Here is a 16,105-nt window from a genome sequence, read left to right as displayed (position 1 = left end):
TTTTATGGTGGCATCTTAATTGCTTGGCAAGAACCGCCGGTATAGGCCGGATTGATTTTGGCAATCCGCTTTGACCGGTATTTTTTACTAGTCATGAGGTGTTGATATGTTCGAAGCCATTGTATTGTTCATACTGAGCGGCCTGGTCGCTGCGTGCGCATACTCGTCTCAGGGTTGCGGACTTTCCTTTTTCGGCAAATTATTCCGTTCCGGTAAAGGCCAAACGCCAGCGACACTGACCAGCCAGGCTGACGGCGCTGCGCCGACGTCAAGTTTTCTGGAGCAGCTGCAAAGCGAAATTGAAGCCACACTATTTCCGCGTCCTACCGACTCGGTATTGCGACGTCATTACGACGCACTGGTAGCTGTGGAAGTGAAAAACCGTTTGAGCTTTTTTAGCTGAGAGCCGTGGATTCTATATGCAGCCCGCACAGGCTGCATATAGCGTCAGTTGTATGTTTTTGGCAGTAAGGTTTTGTTTATCTTCCCGAAACATCCGAGTTACCCAACGCATTGACCAAGTCGATTTAACGGACGCCAATTGCTCCTAAAAATCCCCGAACTTTCTCCGATCTAAAAATTGATGTTGATATTGCTTAGCCAGACGTGGTTAGTCACATCGGGTGCGCCGTAGTTATGAATGTACTGCAATTGGTAGCCGGTATCGACATTCAAGTTTTTCGTGAGCTTGTAGCCTACCCCGACATAGCTGCGATTTTGGTTAATGCCGGTTTGCACGGAACGCGCCAGCCGCCCTTCGTCTATCGAGTTGAAATACACAAACAGTTCATCCAGCGCGATCAAATAAGCCTGGCTGTCGGGTAAGGAATACACGAAGCGGAAGCGGTGGCGCATGCGATGGCCGACATCGCCTTCGTCGGCAAAGAAGCGCTGCTCTAAACGAAAACGGTATTGAAAATTTAGCTGTGGCGTCCAGTTGTCTATCCATTGCAACTGCTGCATCGCATCGTTGGTAGCGAGTTCGAAATCGGTTTGCTCGCTGTATTCACCCTGCCAAGTATAGCCTAGCCACAATTGCAGCTGTTTGGTGATTTTATAGCCGATTAACGGGCGGACGATGATTTGGCTAAACAGCGTATTGTCGGTCTTCGTGCGTGGCGCCAATTCCAGAAAAGCCAAATAGGGGCTGCCGCCAAAATCGGTTTGATAGGTATTGCTGATCCAGGTGCTGAAATCGTCTCGCACCGGGCCGGCCTCGGCAAATGGAGCAAGCGTTAAGCCTGCGAGCAGCAGGGCTAAGTGTGTTTTTTGCATATGTTTTTATACCGAATGTCTTGAATTCGAGCGGATTACATGCTGCTTGGGTGCACGGTTTCGCAGACGAAGATAAGCTTTCTCAATTCTTGATAAATGCTCGCAGCCTTGATTTATATTCTAAGCTACACCGCAACGGAACGTGTTTGACATGATCGAAGGTTGACTGGCGAGCTACCTGAAGAGCGGGAACGGCTAAATGAGAGAAGCTACGGGGGCGGTTTCGGCAGAGATTGTCGCCCGAATTAATATAGAGATTGTCGCCCGAATTAATATGTTGAGAAAAACAGATTGCCAATAGACAGCTAGGTATGGAACGTGTCGTTTTGTGTTGCGTTGGCCTGCAATAAGCCCCGGACAGCCGGGTCGTTAAGTTAAGAAACTATTGCCAAGACAAGCCGCTGGCTTAGCGGAATCTAAGCCAGTCAATTCGCTTCGGCTCCGCTCAGCGAACGTCTTAACTTAACGGGTATTGCCCCGGTAGCCAGAGGGCAGTCTTGGCGCGATTAATTGAGCTTAATCGGTTAATCCGCTAACACCTTCGATAGACCAGTTGTCGAAATCGTTTACGCCGGAGGTGTCATCGCCTTTGTTGTATTGAATCCGACACGCGTAGTGGCGTGTGACGTTGGGGCTGTCCTTGCTGCTGATTTCAACGTCGGCATTCACGATATATTCGTAGTTACCGAGAGTCCAGGCGTTGGTCGCTTGGCTGGCAAATGACAGGCTTTGATCTTCATCGGCTTCGTTCTTGATATAAGTGTTGCAGTTTGCAAATGCCAGCGCAGTCATGTCGGTGCTAATGGACATAGGGTTGGCGGCGTCCTTGCTTTCCACCAAAAATAAATCAGAAGCGGCGATGTCGTACATAAACGGCAGGAAGAGCTTAATCTGGATGGCAAGCAGGCCTGCCAGACAGATGGCAAATATTATAATTTTCTTTTTATTCATGGCTCAAATAGTGGTTTTTATTGGTTTAATTATCTAGCGATCGCCCGCGATTCTAACAAAGATCGTGGATGGTAGGAAATGCCAACCCTCGTAAGCTAATTTACCGTGAATTTACTAATGTCCAAGAGAACGCTTTTACTGCGCCGATTGTGTACAGTCCGGCCTTTGCCAATCAGTGAAGCTACCGCGTTCTGGATCAGGCTGTTTTTTAGCTTGGAAGCGCCAAATTGGCGACAGTCAGAGGAAAAGTCTGTGCATACGTCAAAATCCGGGTATGTGCAGCGATTGCCAAGAACCTACCATTTGGCAAATGCCATTCCGCGAAAATTTATTCTAATACTCGTGCCAACTCACGCCAGGCTGCTTGCCGGTCATTTTTATCCAGGCCATCGTTATCGTTAGCCAATACCAAGTTATACGGCAATTCTTCGGCTTGTAATGCTTCCACCTTGGTCATGGCCTGGTCGAGTACGGCCAGGTCGGCTTCCGACGCGTCGAAGCCTTCTGCTTGTCTATGTAGGATACGCTGCCGCAACACTGCCTCCGTAGCCGTTATAGAGAGAATGACGAAAGGAATTCCCTGGTTTTGCGCCAGCAACTGAAACGGACTGCGTTGGGCGTGCTTCAAAAAAGAGGCGTCGATAATTAGTGCAAAGCCATATTCAAGCAGGGTTTGCGCCTTACTTAATAGGTGGCGATAGGTTTTTTGGCTCACTTGAGGGTCGTATAGACCGCTATCAATTGCCGATCCGCTGTTTTGGCCGGCACTCAATCCGAATAGCCGTTTTCTCTCGACATCCGAACGCAAGCGAATCAGTTGGTGTTTTTCCAATAATAATTGCGAAACTGCGCTTTTGCCGCAACCGGGCAATCCGTGAGTCAGAATTAATGCCGGTTTACGCGGCCTTAAACTGCTGCCGGCCAAACTCAGGTAGCTTAGGCATTCTTGTCTGGCCGATTCGGCACCGGTTTGTGCGAACCTAAATCCGGCAATTTTCGCGCGTACTGCCGCTCGGTAGCTGAGATAAAAGCGCAATACGCCTAAGCCGGCGAAGTCGCCGTTGATTTGCAAATACGCGTTTAAAAATCGGTATGCCAGGTCGGCGCGGCCGCGATGGACTAAATCCATGATCAAGAATGCCGCGTCACTGATCGTATCGATCCAGCGTAATGCCGGCGAGAATTCGATACCATCGAATGCGACCGGCCGGCCTCTTAACAGCACGATATTGCCCAGGTGCAGGTCGCCGTGACATTCGCGGATAAAACCGGCTTGCTGTCGTTGTTTGAACAAGGTTTCGGCTGCTAAAAACGCTTGCCGGCAGCCGTCTTGCAGTTGATTGACCAATGCGGCGTCTTCAGGTGGCAGCAGTTCAAGCAACTGCTGGAAATTTTGCCGGGCCGGCGCGTCAATAGCGGCCGGCGCGCCGTAGTCCGATTCGGGGTTTGCCGGCGGTAAGCCTGTATGAAATTTAGCGACAGTCTCGGCTAAGCTGTCAATATGATCGGGAGTGACTTCCCCCGCGTCAGCAAGGTATCCAGGAGCTTGCCGGTGGCAAAGCGCCGCATTTTTACCGCAAATTCAAATGCCGGCTCTGCGTTAATTAGGGGTTGAGCAGGGTTGCCGCCTATCGCCGTTACCTTTAAATAAATGCCGGGTGCCAGACGTCGATTCAAGCGAATCTCTTCCTGGCAATAAAAATGTCTTTGGCTGAGTTGGCTGAAATCCAGAAAGCCCAGGTTGACCGGTTTCTTGATTTTGTAAGCGTAGCGGCCGGCCAGAAGCACCCAGGAAATATGGGTCTCCAGCACGGTAACCCGTTTGACCGGATGCGGGTAACAAGCTGGTTCGCAAAGTGCGGCTATCAGAGGTGGGTATGCGTTTGCCATGATCAAAAACCTTGCTGGGACGACGCGCGATTACAGTCGAAAAGGTAATGCCAGTATTACCGCCGATTCTGGCAGATCGGCAACGGCTATGCAAAGCGATGTTAGACGGAAATTGGCGCGGCGAAGGTGGGGCGTAAATGCTAGGATTTGCCGAGCCTTACAGGGTAAAGTTACGTAATAATAGAGATTTCGACTATAATCCCGCCCCGCTTATATGGCTTTTTCATAGGCTTACCAATTTCGACTGATTTACATCCCTCATCGCTATGCTGATTTCGACCCTGGTACCTGACTGGTACGGAGCCTGATTAAAAAATGGACATTACCCTCATCATAAAATCCCTGATACTCGGCGTAGTTGAAGGTTTAACCGAATTTCTTCCCATTTCCAGCACCGGCCATTTGATTCTCGCCGGCGACTTGCTGAATTTTAACGACGACAAGGCCAAGCTGTTTACCATCGTGATTCAGGTTGGCGCGATACTGGCGATTTGCTGGGAATATCGAGCCAAGATCGGCTCGGTGCTGAGCGGGTTGACCAGCGATAGACAGGCGCAAAAATTCGTGTTGAATCTGGTGATTGCGTTTATGCCGCTGGCAACGCTGGGTTTGCTGTTTGGCAAGTATATTAAGGCCGCGCTGTTTAAACCGGTGCCGGTGGCCTTGGCCTTTATCATCGGTGCGTTTGTGATCATCTGGGCGGAAAAGCGCGAGCATAAAATTCGCGTCGAAAGCGTAGACGATCTGAGTCCATTGGATGCATTGAAATTGGGTGTAGCCCAAGCTTTTGCGTTGATTCCCGGTACCTCCCGCTCCGGTGCAACCATCATCGGCGGCTTGTTATTCGGGTTGTCGCGCAAGGCTTCTACCGAGTTTTCTTTCTTTTTGGCGATTCCAACCTTGGTCGTCGCCAGTCTCTACGACTTATATAAACACCGCGATCTGTTGAATGTCGAGAGCGACGCCCTATCGTTCGCGGTGGGTTTGATCGCCGCCTTTATCAGTGCCTTGCTGGCAGTTAAGGGTTTACTGCGTTACATCAGTCATCACGATTTCATTATTTTTGCGTGGTATCGGATCGTGTTTGGCGTGGTGGTAATTGCCAGCGCCTATAGCGGTCTGGTGCAGTGGACGGTGGATTAGCATCTGGCGTCACACACGGCAGTATTTCGGTTTTTTGGTCTTTAAATTTAAGGGTAGGTTATGGCATTGCCACTGTTGATGATAGTCATCGGTCTGATTGTGTTGGTTTGGAGTGCCGATATTTTTGTCGAAGGAGCGGCCGCGATAGCGCGTTTTTTGGGGATGTCGCCCTTATTAATCGGGATGGTGGTGATCGGTTTCGGCACCTCCGCACCGGAATTGACGGTATCGGCCTTATCGGCTTGGCAAGGTAATCCGGGCATCGCCCTGGGTAATGCCTATGGATCGAATATTACCAATATCGCCTTGATTCTCGGCGCGGTGGCGTTGATTAGTCCAATCGTGGTGCATTCGCAAATTGTGAAAAAAGAGCTACCGGTGTTGTTTGCGGTAACGGTGTTTGCGCTCGGCCAGGTATACGACGGCGATCTGTCGCGGACGGATGCGGTGTTGGAGTTGGTGGTGTTTGTCGGTGTGATGACCTGGATGGTCCGTCAAGGCTTAAGTAAAAAAGCCGAGAAAAGTGACGTGCTGGGTGAAGAGATGGCTGAAGAGCTGGATGAGCACAGTATGTCTTTCGCGCAGTCCGTCATTTGGTTAGGCGGCGGATTGCTATTGTTGGTGATCAGTTCCAGGTTGTTGGTCTGGGGCGCGGTATCGATTGCCCAGGATTTGGGAGTCAGCGATTTGGTGATCGGTTTGACCATCATTGCCATCGGTACCTCCTTGCCCGAGCTGGCGTCGTCGATTGCCGCCGCTCGCAAAGGCGAACACGACCTGGCCCTGGGTAATATCATCGGTTCCAATTTATTCAATACCCTGGCGGTAGTAGGTCTGGCCGGGGTGATTCATCCGATGGCCATCCCCGTGGAGATTGTTAATCGCGATTGGCCGCTGATGGCCTTGTTGACGGTGTCGCTGTTCTTTTTGGGGTATTCCAGGAAAGGCGAGCAAGGCAGTATTAATCGGGTCGAAGGCGGCGTATTGTTGGCTGTCTACGCCAGTTACACCGTGTATTTGATTAACACCGTAGTGAGCGCTTAAGCATGTCTTTAGAAAAACGTTTGGGAAATATCGCCTTTCGTTGGGGTAATTGGCTGCTGTATTCGCCGGCATTGGTATTACTGGTCTCGGTTGTCGTGGCGTATTTTGCCGTTCAATACACCGGCAATCATCTTACCGTCAATACCGATACTGCTGAACTGATCGCTCCCGATGCGCCGTTTCAACAAAATCGGCGCAAGTTCGAGCAGCAATTCGGCCAGGAAGTACACACGCTGCTGTTGGTAATCGAATCTTCCAGTCCGGAGTTGACCAAAGCCGCCGCGCAACGCCTGAGCCGCGAACTCAGAGCCGATACCGAACATTTCACCAAAATCTATCGGCCGGATGAAAACGTGTTTTTTCAACGCAATGGCCTGCTATATCTGGATACCGATAAGTTGCAGGACTTTTCGGTGACGTTGGCCCAAGCCCAGCCTTTCATCGGCCGGATTTCGCAAGATCCCAGTCTGAACGGTTTTTTCTCGATTTTCGAAGATGCGTTAAATGCCGAAACCAAAACCGAGGAAGTGCCAATTGACTTAATGTCTCTTATAGATAAAGTCAGCAATTCCCTGCATAAAACTCTCAATGGCGAAACCGATCTGCTGTCCTGGCAAAAGCTGATCGCCGAAAACAAGATCAGCGAAGAACAATCGGACAAAGCCTTTATCTTCGTCACGCCAAAATTCGACTACAGCCAGATTTTACCGGTAGAACCTGCGATCAACATTATTCGTAAGGCGGCCGACAAAATTCAAGATCCTAATCTACCGGCAGTTAAAGTTTGGGTGACCGGCGAGGTTGGATTGGAACATGACGAAATGGCCGGGATGAGCGAAGGTACGTTCACAGCCAGCATCTTTTCCATCGTATTGGTTTGCGGCATTTTGTTGATTGCTTACCGTTCCTGGCTGTTGATGCTGGCAACATTGCTGACGCTGGCCTTGGGTATGGTGTTTTGCGGTTTGTTTGCGTCCGTAGCGGTCAAACAACTGAATCTGATTTCGGTGGCCTTCGCGGTTTCCAATATCGGCTTGGGCGTGGAATATGCGATCCATTTTTGCCTGCGGTATCGCGATAATCTGGATTTATATGGTAGCGATAAGGGCAAGGCGATTCGCTCGGCATTATTGGCGACCAGTCCATCCTTGATACTGTGCGCCGGTACTACTTCTATCGGTTTGTATGCCTTTATTCCGACCGATTATCAGGGTATTTCCGAACTGGGCTTGCTGGCAGGTACCAGCTTGTTTATTTGTTTATTCATCACCTTGACCGTGTTGCCCGTGCTGCTTAAGGTCTTACCAAATCCGCCCGTGCACCAATTACATGGTGAACAACCCGGTGAGTCGAAATTTACGCACCTGTTGGCTCACTTTACCTTGCACTATGCCAAATCGATTTCCTTGCTCACGTTGATTGGCGCGGTAGTCTCGGTGTACTTTGTGTTTCAGGTGCAAACCGATTTCAATCCCTTGAATCTGCGCGACCCGAATACGGAATCGGTGATTGCTTTCAAGGACTTGATGAAGGAACGCGATACTTCACCGATGACCTTGACGGTTTTGGTGCAAAATGAGGCGGAAGCCAGGGCAGCACAGAAAAAATTGGAGAGCTTGAAAACTGTCGATAAAACCGTCAGTTTGTTCGATTTTGTGCCTGACGACCAGGCAAGCAAGCTGGGTATCATCGACGACATGGTGCTGACATTGGGTCCGCAAAGCCAGTTCTTCCCGCAACTGAAAACCGGCACCGATCCGTTACCGGCGATCAAGCGCATGATAGCGGCGATAGACAACAATCTGCCAAAAAAGACCAATCCCGCCGACATTAAATCGCTGCAAACCTTTAAGCAAGAATTGCAGGACGTCATGGTGGAGTTGGAAGCCAGATTGCAGCCCGACCGTGGCGTGTTTATCGAGAAGATCCAAACGTCATTGCTTGGTACCCTGCCGGCTGTGATGAACCAACTTTTGATCGGTTTCCATGCGGAGGAAATCGTGCCGACCGGCATTCCAGCTGAAATCAAGGAACGCTGGTTGAGTAAAGACGGTTTGTACCGTATCCAGATTTTTCCGAAGGAAGATTTGAACGATCTCAGTAACTTGCAGACTTTCATCACCGATGTGCAGGCGGTAGCGCCCAATGCCACCGATTTGCCGGTGATGTATTGGGAATCCATGAAAGCCGTGATTGGCGCTTTCCAGGAAGCCATCATCATCGCATTGGTGGCGATTGCTGTGCTGTTGATAGTGATTCGTCGTAGCGTCGTCGATACCTTGCTAGTGATGACGCCCTTGGTGCTGGCCGGATTGTTCACGATGGCTACTACCGTGTTTACCGGTACCCCTATCAATTTTGCCAATATTATTGCCCTGCCACTATTAATGGGCCTGGGTGTCGATAACGGTATCCATATGGTGGAAAAATTACATCTCTCCCTATCGGAAGACCAGAATATTTATCAATCCAGTACTGCGCGCGGCATGTTCTATGGTGCGTTGACCACTATTTCCAGCTTTGTCGGCTTGGCTTTTTCGCCGCATCAAGGCATTTCCAGCATGGGTCTGGTAATCACCATCGGTATTTTCTGGATCATGACCTGTACTTTTGTGGTGCTGCCGGCGATTAGTAAACTGGTTTTGAAAAAAACTGAGCATTTAGCCTGAGATATTAAAAACCATAGCCTAGACTTATCCGGCAACTTACAGGGCTGACGGTAAAACGGGCGAATCCAGGGTAGGTTTGAATTTTTATAATTAACTTTTAGTTTTTAGAGGCAACCATGTTTGTAATCATTGGTTATGTGATCATTTTGGGCTGCGTATTGGGCGGCTTCATGATGGCCGGCGGCCACTTGGGTGTACTTTGGCAGCCGGTCGAGGTGGTGATCATTGTCGGCGCTGCCTTTGGTTCCTTTTTAGCCAGTAACTCGTTAGCCAACAGCAAGGCAGCCATGGCTGGTGGTACTGCGACATTAAAAGGTAGTACCTACACCAAGGAATACTACATGGAGCTTCTGATGAGCTTTAATGCGCTGAGTCAGAAGGCCCGTAAGGAAGGTTTGCTATCCCTGGAAAAAGTCGTAGACGATCCGGAGGGCAGTTCGATTTTTGGTGAAAAAATCGTGCATGACCACCATCTGATGGAATTTATTTGCGACAAACTCAGGCTGATTTTGACTGGGGTTGATGTCAACCAACTTGAAGACATCATGGACGCGGAAATTGAAATTCACCATGCCGAAGGCAACGAGCCGATCAAGGCCGTGCAAAAAGTGGGTGACGGTATGCCGGCTTTCGGTATCGTTGCGGCGGTAATGGGGGTGGTCCACACCATGGAGTCGGTGGGCATCCCGCCGGCGGAATTGGGCAAATTGATCGCCGCGGCGCTGGTCGGTACCTTCCTTGGTATTTTGGTGTCTTACGGCTTTATTGGCCCGGTTGCTTCCGTGATGGAGGCCCGGTTGGAAGAAGAAGGCAATGCCTATAAATGTACCCAGAAAGGTCTGCTGAATTGCGCGAAAGGCACTTCACCGGCGATGACAGTGGAATTTATGCGTACCGCGATACCGCACCATACCCGGCCGACTTTTACCGAACTGGAAGAGCAATTGAAAGCTGGCAAAGGGTAAGCGAGCATGGCCGAACAACCAATAATCATCAAGAAAATCAAAAAAGCCGGTCACGGCGGTCACCACGGCGGCGCCTGGAAAATTGCCTATGCCGACTTCGTGACGGCGATGATGGCTTTCTTTTTGTTGATGTGGCTGCTCGGTTCCACCGATGAGAAAACCAAAAAAGGCATTTCCGAATATTTCCAGAATCCCTTCGGTGTAGCGATTACCAATAGTAGCGGCGAGGGTACCGGCGACCGAACCAGCATCATTCAGGCCGGTGGTCAGGACTTGAAATCGCAAGAGGAGGGCCAAGTGCATCAGGGGGAAAATACCCCGGCCGAACCCACCCCTGAGGATATTGAAAAGCTGGCGGAAGAGCAGGAAAAACTCAAGCTGGAGAAGTTGCAGGAAAAAATCGAGGATATGTTAAAAGCCAATGACAAATTGGCCGAATACAAAGATCAGATCAAACTGGAAACCACCCCGGAAGGTTTGAAAATCCAGATTATCGATGCGCAAAACCGGCCGATGTTCAAGTTGGCCAGTTCGGGTATCGAAACCTATGCGCAAGCTATCCTGCGCGAACTGGCACCGGTGATCAACGAATTACCGAATAAAGTCACCATCAATGGCCATACCGACGCATTGCCGTTTCCCAGCAATCGCACCGGGTATTCCAACTGGGAACTATCCAGCGACCGGGCCAATGTGGCGCGCCGTGAGTTAACCCAAGGCGGACTCAGCGAAGACAAGGTGCTGCGCGTAGTCGGCTTGGCCTCAAGTATTCCTTACAAGGGTGATGTACCCAACGATCCGATGAACCGGCGCATATCCATCGTGGTGATGAACAAAAAGACCGAAAATCAGGTGCTGCACGATGGCGCCGAAGATAAAGCCGGTAGCAGCGATACTACTGCCCCTGGTCTGCCGACTATGTCGCCGACGATTCAGCAAAATACCAAAATTACCGGCGCGGACACTGCGGCACATTAGATAAGTGCTGTCGACAGTCGCGGCGGATAGCTCGGTAACGATACGGCGATGCAGTTAGTCAAGGCCTTGCTAAGTCAGCTACTGGCCTGTGTCTGCGTACTGGGCTTACGTGCTGCATTCCCGTCCATTAGCGTTTGGCAGTTTGTCGTGATACAGGCTGGATTGGCGGCGCTATTCTCTCGTGGCTTTCGCCAGCCCTACTGGTGGTTACCCATCCATTTTCTGTTTCTGCCGGCCATTTTACTGGGGTTGACCTGGCAAATACCTGCCTGGTTATATCTGCTGGTGTTATTGCTGCTAACCCTATTATTTTGGGGGACAGTGAAAGGCGATGTGCCATTATTCTTATCGTCCTCGGCCGTTAGCGGTGCGCTAATCGAAATAGTAAGCCGCGAAGGGGCGCAATCGGTTATCGATATCGGTGCCGGTTTGGCGACGGTTGTGGTGCCGCTGGCAAAAGCTCGGCCGGACGTGGCCATAGCGGCCCTGGAGCGAGCACCGCTACCCTGGTTACTGGCGGCATGGCGTTGTCGTAATCTGGCCAATGTCCGGGTGGGAAGGTCAAGCTTTTGGGACCAAGATTTGCGGCAATTTGATGTGGTGTTTGCATTCCTATCGCCACCGGTCATGGCGAAAATAGGCGAAAAAATTCGGCGAGAAATGCGGGTCGGCTGCCTATTTGTCTCGTCCTCTTTTCCGCTACCGAATAGCGAAGCCGAGTCGGTACTCGAACTGAATGATCGCCGGAAAACTAAACTGTATTACTATCGAATAGACTAGGTCTAGCTGTTCTTAAACTCGGGGACCAGCTGTTTCAAGCCAGCGAATAGTTGCTGGTTATCGTAGTGCTGGCAGACACGCTGTAAGTCTTCAATCTGCTTAGCCCATTCGATGGAGTCGTAGAGTCGGGCTTTGGCCAAGCGTAATTTCGCATGGCTGGTTGCCATTAATTGTTCCTGGTCGTGGAATAGCTCTTCGTAGAGTTTCTCGCCGGGCCGCAAGCCGACAATTTTAATCTCGATGTCTTTATTCGGGGTTTTGCCGCTCAGGCGGATCATTTGCTCCGCCAGGTAAGTAATTTTGACCGGTTCGCCCATATCCAGCACGAATACCTCTCCGCCCTGGCCTATGGTTTCCGCTTGCATGATTAACTGGCAGGCTTCCGGAATCGTCATGAAGTAGCGGGTAATATCCGGATGCGTGACAGTGATAGGGCCGCCGGCCTTGATTTGCTCTCTGAACAAAGGCACCACGCTGCCGGCCGAATCGAGCACGTTGCCGAAACGGACTGTGGTAAAGCGGGTGTTGCCGGTCTGATTCAGATTTTGGCAGAGGATTTCCGCCGCGCGTTTGGTCGCGCCCATCACATTGGTCGGGTTGACCGCCTTGTCAGTGGAAATGAGCACGAAACGCGCTACGCCTGCGGCGATAGCGGCTTCCGCTAGTATCTTGGTGCCGATCAGATTGTTATGCACGGCCTCGCGGATTTGATTTTCCAATAAGGGTACGTGTTTATAAGCAGCCGCGTGAAACACGATTTCCGGTTGTTGGCCGGTGATTAACTGTTGCACCGCGATGGGGTCGGCGACATCGCCCAGCGCGGCTTGGTGCGATAATTCCGGGAACAGCCTGTTTAAATCGGCATTAATTTTGTACAAATTAAATTCGCATTGATCAAACACAATCAGCTTACGCGGTTGCGCCCTGGCCAGTTGCTTACAAAGCTCGGAACCTATCGAGCCGCCGCCGCCGGTCACCAAAATGACTTTGTCGTGCAGATGGCTTTTTATGCCGGGCCAATCCAACTTCACCGGCGTACGGCCCAAAATATCTTCAATGGATACACTGCGCAGATTGGCGGTGGTGACCGCGCCGCTCAGCAGTTCCTTAACCGACGGTAGGGTCTGAAAATCAACGGAGCAGTTTTCGCAGATTTCCACGATACGGCGCATTTGCTGATCGCTGGCCGACGGCACGGCAATCAGCACCGTTTCGATATTCCAGCGCTCGACTAAGTCGGGAATTTGCTCCACAGTGCCGGCGACGCGGATACCGCGAATCTCGCGTTTGTATTTGCCATGGTTGTCGTCAACGAAAATGATAGGCACATAGTCGCTATCGACATTGGCTAATAAATCCCTAATCAACATTTCGCCGGCGGAGCCGGCGCCGACGATCAGGGCGCGCCGACCAACGCGCTCGGCGAAAGTCTGTTCCTTCCAAAACCGATAAACCAGACGCGGAATGCTGAGCAAGGAAAACAGGATCAGCACATAAAGTGGTACGACTGATCGCGGCACGCCTTGCAGGCGGTCGTATAAAAACAAGGCGGAGGCAATAAAAAAAATCCCGGTCAACACGGCTTTGCCGATGCGGATCAGGTCCGGCAGAGAGGAAAACCGCCAGACGCCGCGATACAAGCCAAACACCCAGAATAAACTGACCTGGATAGCCATGACCCAAGGGAGGAACAATAAGGCCGAATAAAAAAATTCGTCCGGGATGTCTTGCAGATTAAAACGTAGCCAGTAAGCGCCAAACCAGGCCAGCGGGATCATGGCCAGGTCGTGCACAAAGATGGTGGTACGGGAGCGAAATTGGAGGGTCACGAAATAACAAACTCGGTTTGGCCGGCTTTAAATCGGTAAGCCAGATAGATTAACGGCAAATAAGCGAAGGCAATGCCGGCCAGCGCATGGCTGGGATGCTTGAATATCCATAAAGAGACAGGCAATAGCCAGCCACAATTGATTGCCCAGGTAGCCAATAACACCGGTAAATGTCCGTAACGCTTGGCCGCGTGTTGGTAAGTGTGTGAGCAATGCGCCGCGTACCATTTTTGTCCGCTGAACATTCTAACCGCCAAGGTATAGCTGGCATCCACGATGAACGCACCGAATAAAATCAGCCCGCAATACAGCAACACGGCGGCTTGCTGCGCGGCCAGTAAAATCAATAAACCCAGTAATAGACCGATAAAGCCGCTACCGACATCGCCCATGAAGATTTTCGCCTTCGGCCAATTCCAAAGCAAAAAGCCGCCGCAAGCCGCCGCCAAACTCAAGGCGACTGCACAAAGACTTTGGTCAATAAAAAACAAATAGCCTGCTAATGCCGCCGATACGAACAGCGCTTCCGAAGCGGCAATGCCGTCGGTTCCGTCCATGAAATTAAACAGGTTTAAAGTCCACACCAAAAACAGTGCGCCCAGCGGATAGCCCAGCCAGCCGGGATTTAAGCTTAAGCGCCCGAAGATGGCGTCGAAGGGCGCCGGGACCGATAACACCGGTAGGCCGCCCAATAATTCCAAGGCGATGATAGCTGCGAGTAAATGCGTCAAGAAGCGCCAGCGCGCGGCCACATCGCCGTGATCGTCGCAAAAACCGATAGCGGCTACCAACAGCGGGGAGCTTAGTAAGGCTAAAGAAGTGCCTGTTAATTGATTATAAAAAAACAGCCAGAGTGTGGCCGCGCAAAATGCCAGCACGATAGCCAAGCCACCGCCACGCGGTGTTGGCACACTATGTGAACTGCGTTGGTTGGGAATGTCCAGCACCTTGTAAGTTAAGGCGTAGCGGCGAATCAGGCCGGTCAATATGACGGCAAGCAGCAAAGTAACAATGAAAAGCAGTAGCACGCTAGATTAACTTAGATGGCGAATAATATCGGGTAGGGCTTTCCTGAGAGTATGTCGAGGTTGAAAGCCCAATTCGCGGCTGATTTTAGCAGACGAATACCACGCCGAACCGGTTAATTTCTCCAGGCTATCGCTATCGATAGGAAAACGTCGCCGCGTTAGCCGGCCAAATCCATCGCCTAAGCGAGCCAAGCTGCTTAGTAGCGCTAATGGTACCGACCAAGCGATAGCCGACTTGCCAAGGGCGGTTCTGATGGCGTCGTAAATCTGTCGGGTGGAATAGCTTTGTTGATCGGTGACAATATAAATTTGCCCAGCTGCCTCGGGTTTCTCGGCCGCCAACAATGCGGCTTCAATCACGTCTGCTACATGGACCATGGAACGATGGTTACCGGATTCCGGTAGCGGTGGAAATATGCCGCGGCGGATCGCGTGGATCATGCGCGGCAGATTGCCTTTCTCGGTATCGCCGTAGACCATGCTGAGTCGCAGTACCACGGGATGGGGCACGTAGCCACCATGTAACACCAATTGCTCCGCGGCGTATTTGGATAAGCCGTAGGGATCGGTGGCCGGCTGCTCAACCGTTTCGTCCATGGGTTGTTGAGTACAGTGGTCGACTGCTTTGACGCTGCTGAAAAACACAAACACTTTTACGCCGGCCTGTTGCGCCGCTTCCAGTAATTTGCGCGTGCCGTCGGTGTTAACTTGTCGATATTCCGCTTCATCCTGACGATTTTCCGCCAAGGCGTGGGCTTTACCGGCCAGATGAAACACCACGTCTATGCCGGCACACAGTTCCGCAGGGCAAGCTTCCGATTTTGCAAAATCAAAGGTTATGTTGTCCGGGCCGTGTCCGGCGCGGTTGCAAGTTCTTACCGCATAACCTTGATTTTTTAAGGTCTGGCAGAGTTGCGAGCCGATAAAGCCGCTGGCGCCGGTGACGAGGGCCTTGCTCATCTGCTGTGTTGCCGGAAATAGTAGTTAACTAAGCGGAAATAGGCGGGAGTGCTGCGCGTCATCTGTCCGCAGTTATAGATTTTAATGTGTAATTGCAAGGCATGATTAGTCAGTTTAAAGAGATGAATTATGGGTTACTTCCATGCTCTGCAAACACCTCATACTTTCCTTCATTATCGAAGGAAACCACCTTATACGCGTCTTGCTGACCGCCCATCTCCATGCCGGGACTACCCATCGGCATGCCCGGCGCGGCGATACCGGCGATGTTGGATTTGCTTTGCAGTAGTTTTTGGATGTCGGCAGCCGGTACATGGCCTTCAATGACACGGCCGTTCACGACGGCGGTGTGGCAAGATGCCAGTTTTTCGGGGACGCCAAAGCGGGCTTTGATGGTCTCCATGTCTTCGCTGATCACATCGTTGATTTTAAAGCCGTTTTGTTTGGCGTGTTCTAGCCATTTACCGCAGCAGCCGCAGGTGGGGCTGCGATAGACCGTCATTTCCAAGGGGTTGCCGGTTTCCTCTGCTGACAAGTTTTGGCTAATAGCCGCGAGTAACAAAACGATTAGTTTCGATGCTTTCATAAATTCC

15 protein-coding genes are annotated in these 16,105 nt (G+C 51.1%); 7 read left to right on the top strand and 8 right to left on the bottom strand.

The genetic code is table 11. The features are described 5' to 3' along the window. Positions 1-106: 106 nt before the first annotated feature. On the top strand, positions 107-403 hold the full coding sequence (locus tag EBA_RS21710) for a hypothetical protein (protein WP_192376658.1): 297 nt from the start codon (positions 107-109) through the stop codon (positions 401-403). 170 nt (positions 404-573) lie between these two features. Here EBA_RS21710 and EBA_RS21705 read toward each other — a convergent pair whose 3' ends face one another. From EBA_RS21705 to EBA_RS21685, 4 genes are all read right to left on the bottom strand, one after another. After that, positions 574-1,275: a DUF2490 domain-containing protein gene (locus EBA_RS21705; protein WP_192376657.1), complete on the bottom strand. Its 702-nt coding sequence runs from the start codon at positions 1,273-1,275 to the stop codon at positions 574-576. Positions 1,276-1,791: 516 nt separating this feature from the next. Further along, entirely contained in the window at positions 1,792-2,226 is a 435-nt protein-coding gene (locus EBA_RS21700) for a hypothetical protein (RefSeq protein ID WP_192376656.1), read from the bottom strand. A 328-nt stretch (positions 2,227-2,554) separates the two neighbouring features. Next, entirely contained in the window at positions 2,555-3,727 is a 1,173-nt protein-coding gene (locus tag EBA_RS21695; RefSeq protein WP_229427881.1) for a bifunctional aminoglycoside phosphotransferase/ATP-binding protein, read from the bottom strand. Continuing rightward, the gene (locus tag EBA_RS21685) at positions 3,715-4,116 is read right to left on the bottom strand and encodes a hypothetical protein (protein WP_225616392.1); all 402 of its coding nucleotides are present in this window, start codon (positions 4,114-4,116) and stop codon (positions 3,715-3,717) included. Before EBA_RS21685 ends, EBA_RS21695 begins: the two co-directional genes overlap by 13 nt. Before the next feature lie 315 nt (positions 4,117-4,431). On the opposite strand from EBA_RS21685, the gene EBA_RS21680 reads away from it, so the two are divergent. The 6 genes from EBA_RS21680 (at position 4,432) to EBA_RS21655 (ending at position 11,695) form a co-directional block, all read left to right on the top strand. Continuing rightward, a complete protein-coding gene (locus EBA_RS21680; RefSeq protein WP_192376655.1) occupies positions 4,432-5,259 on the top strand; it encodes an undecaprenyl-diphosphate phosphatase in 828 nt (275 codons plus the stop codon). 60 nt (positions 5,260-5,319) lie between these two features. Beyond that, positions 5,320-6,303: a calcium/sodium antiporter gene (locus EBA_RS21675; RefSeq protein WP_192376654.1), complete on the top strand. Its 984-nt coding sequence runs from the start codon at positions 5,320-5,322 to the stop codon at positions 6,301-6,303. A 2-nt stretch (positions 6,304-6,305) separates the two neighbouring features. Continuing rightward, the gene (locus EBA_RS21670; protein ID WP_192376653.1) at positions 6,306-8,972 is read left to right on the top strand and encodes an MMPL family transporter; all 2,667 of its coding nucleotides are present in this window, start codon (positions 6,306-6,308) and stop codon (positions 8,970-8,972) included. Between the two features lie 116 nt (positions 8,973-9,088). After that, on the top strand, positions 9,089-9,937 hold the full coding sequence (gene motA / locus EBA_RS21665) for a flagellar motor stator protein MotA (protein ID WP_192376652.1): 849 nt from the start codon (positions 9,089-9,091) through the stop codon (positions 9,935-9,937). 6 nt (positions 9,938-9,943) lie between these two features. After that, positions 9,944-10,915: a flagellar motor protein MotB gene (motB, locus tag EBA_RS21660; RefSeq protein WP_192376651.1), complete on the top strand. Its 972-nt coding sequence runs from the start codon at positions 9,944-9,946 to the stop codon at positions 10,913-10,915. 48 nt (positions 10,916-10,963) lie between these two features. Then, positions 10,964-11,695 carry a class I SAM-dependent methyltransferase gene (locus EBA_RS21655; RefSeq protein WP_192376650.1) on the top strand — a complete coding sequence of 244 codons (732 nt, stop codon included), beginning with the start codon at positions 10,964-10,966 and terminating at the stop codon, positions 11,693-11,695. A 2-nt stretch (positions 11,696-11,697) separates the two neighbouring features. Here EBA_RS21655 and EBA_RS21650 read toward each other — a convergent pair whose 3' ends face one another. The 4 genes from EBA_RS21650 to EBA_RS21635 all read right to left on the bottom strand — a co-directional run bounded on the left by EBA_RS21650 (position 11,698) and on the right by EBA_RS21635 (position 16,098). After that, a complete protein-coding gene (locus EBA_RS21650; RefSeq protein ID WP_192376649.1) occupies positions 11,698-13,524 on the bottom strand; it encodes a polysaccharide biosynthesis protein in 1,827 nt (608 codons plus the stop codon). Next, positions 13,521-14,552 (bottom strand): MraY family glycosyltransferase, encoded by a 1,032-nt coding sequence (locus EBA_RS21645; RefSeq protein WP_192376648.1) that lies wholly within the window; start codon positions 14,550-14,552, stop codon positions 13,521-13,523. The genes EBA_RS21650 and EBA_RS21645 overlap by 4 nt, the downstream gene beginning before the upstream one ends. A 6-nt stretch (positions 14,553-14,558) precedes the next feature. Then, on the bottom strand, positions 14,559-15,512 hold the full coding sequence (locus tag EBA_RS21640) for an NAD-dependent epimerase/dehydratase family protein (RefSeq protein ID WP_192376647.1): 954 nt from the start codon (positions 15,510-15,512) through the stop codon (positions 14,559-14,561). A gap of 127 nt (positions 15,513-15,639) precedes the next feature. Then, positions 15,640-16,098: a DUF411 domain-containing protein gene (locus EBA_RS21635; protein ID WP_192376646.1), complete on the bottom strand. Its 459-nt coding sequence runs from the start codon at positions 16,096-16,098 to the stop codon at positions 15,640-15,642. Between the last annotated feature and the right edge of the window lie 7 nt (positions 16,099-16,105).

Origin of the sequence: Methylomonas albis (assembly GCF_014850955.1) — a bacterium.
In the GTDB taxonomy this organism is placed as follows: domain Bacteria; phylum Pseudomonadota; class Gammaproteobacteria; order Methylococcales; family Methylomonadaceae; genus Methylomonas; species Methylomonas albis.
Note: the sequence above shows the minus strand (reverse complement) of the source record. Positions and strands in the feature narration are given on the sequence as shown.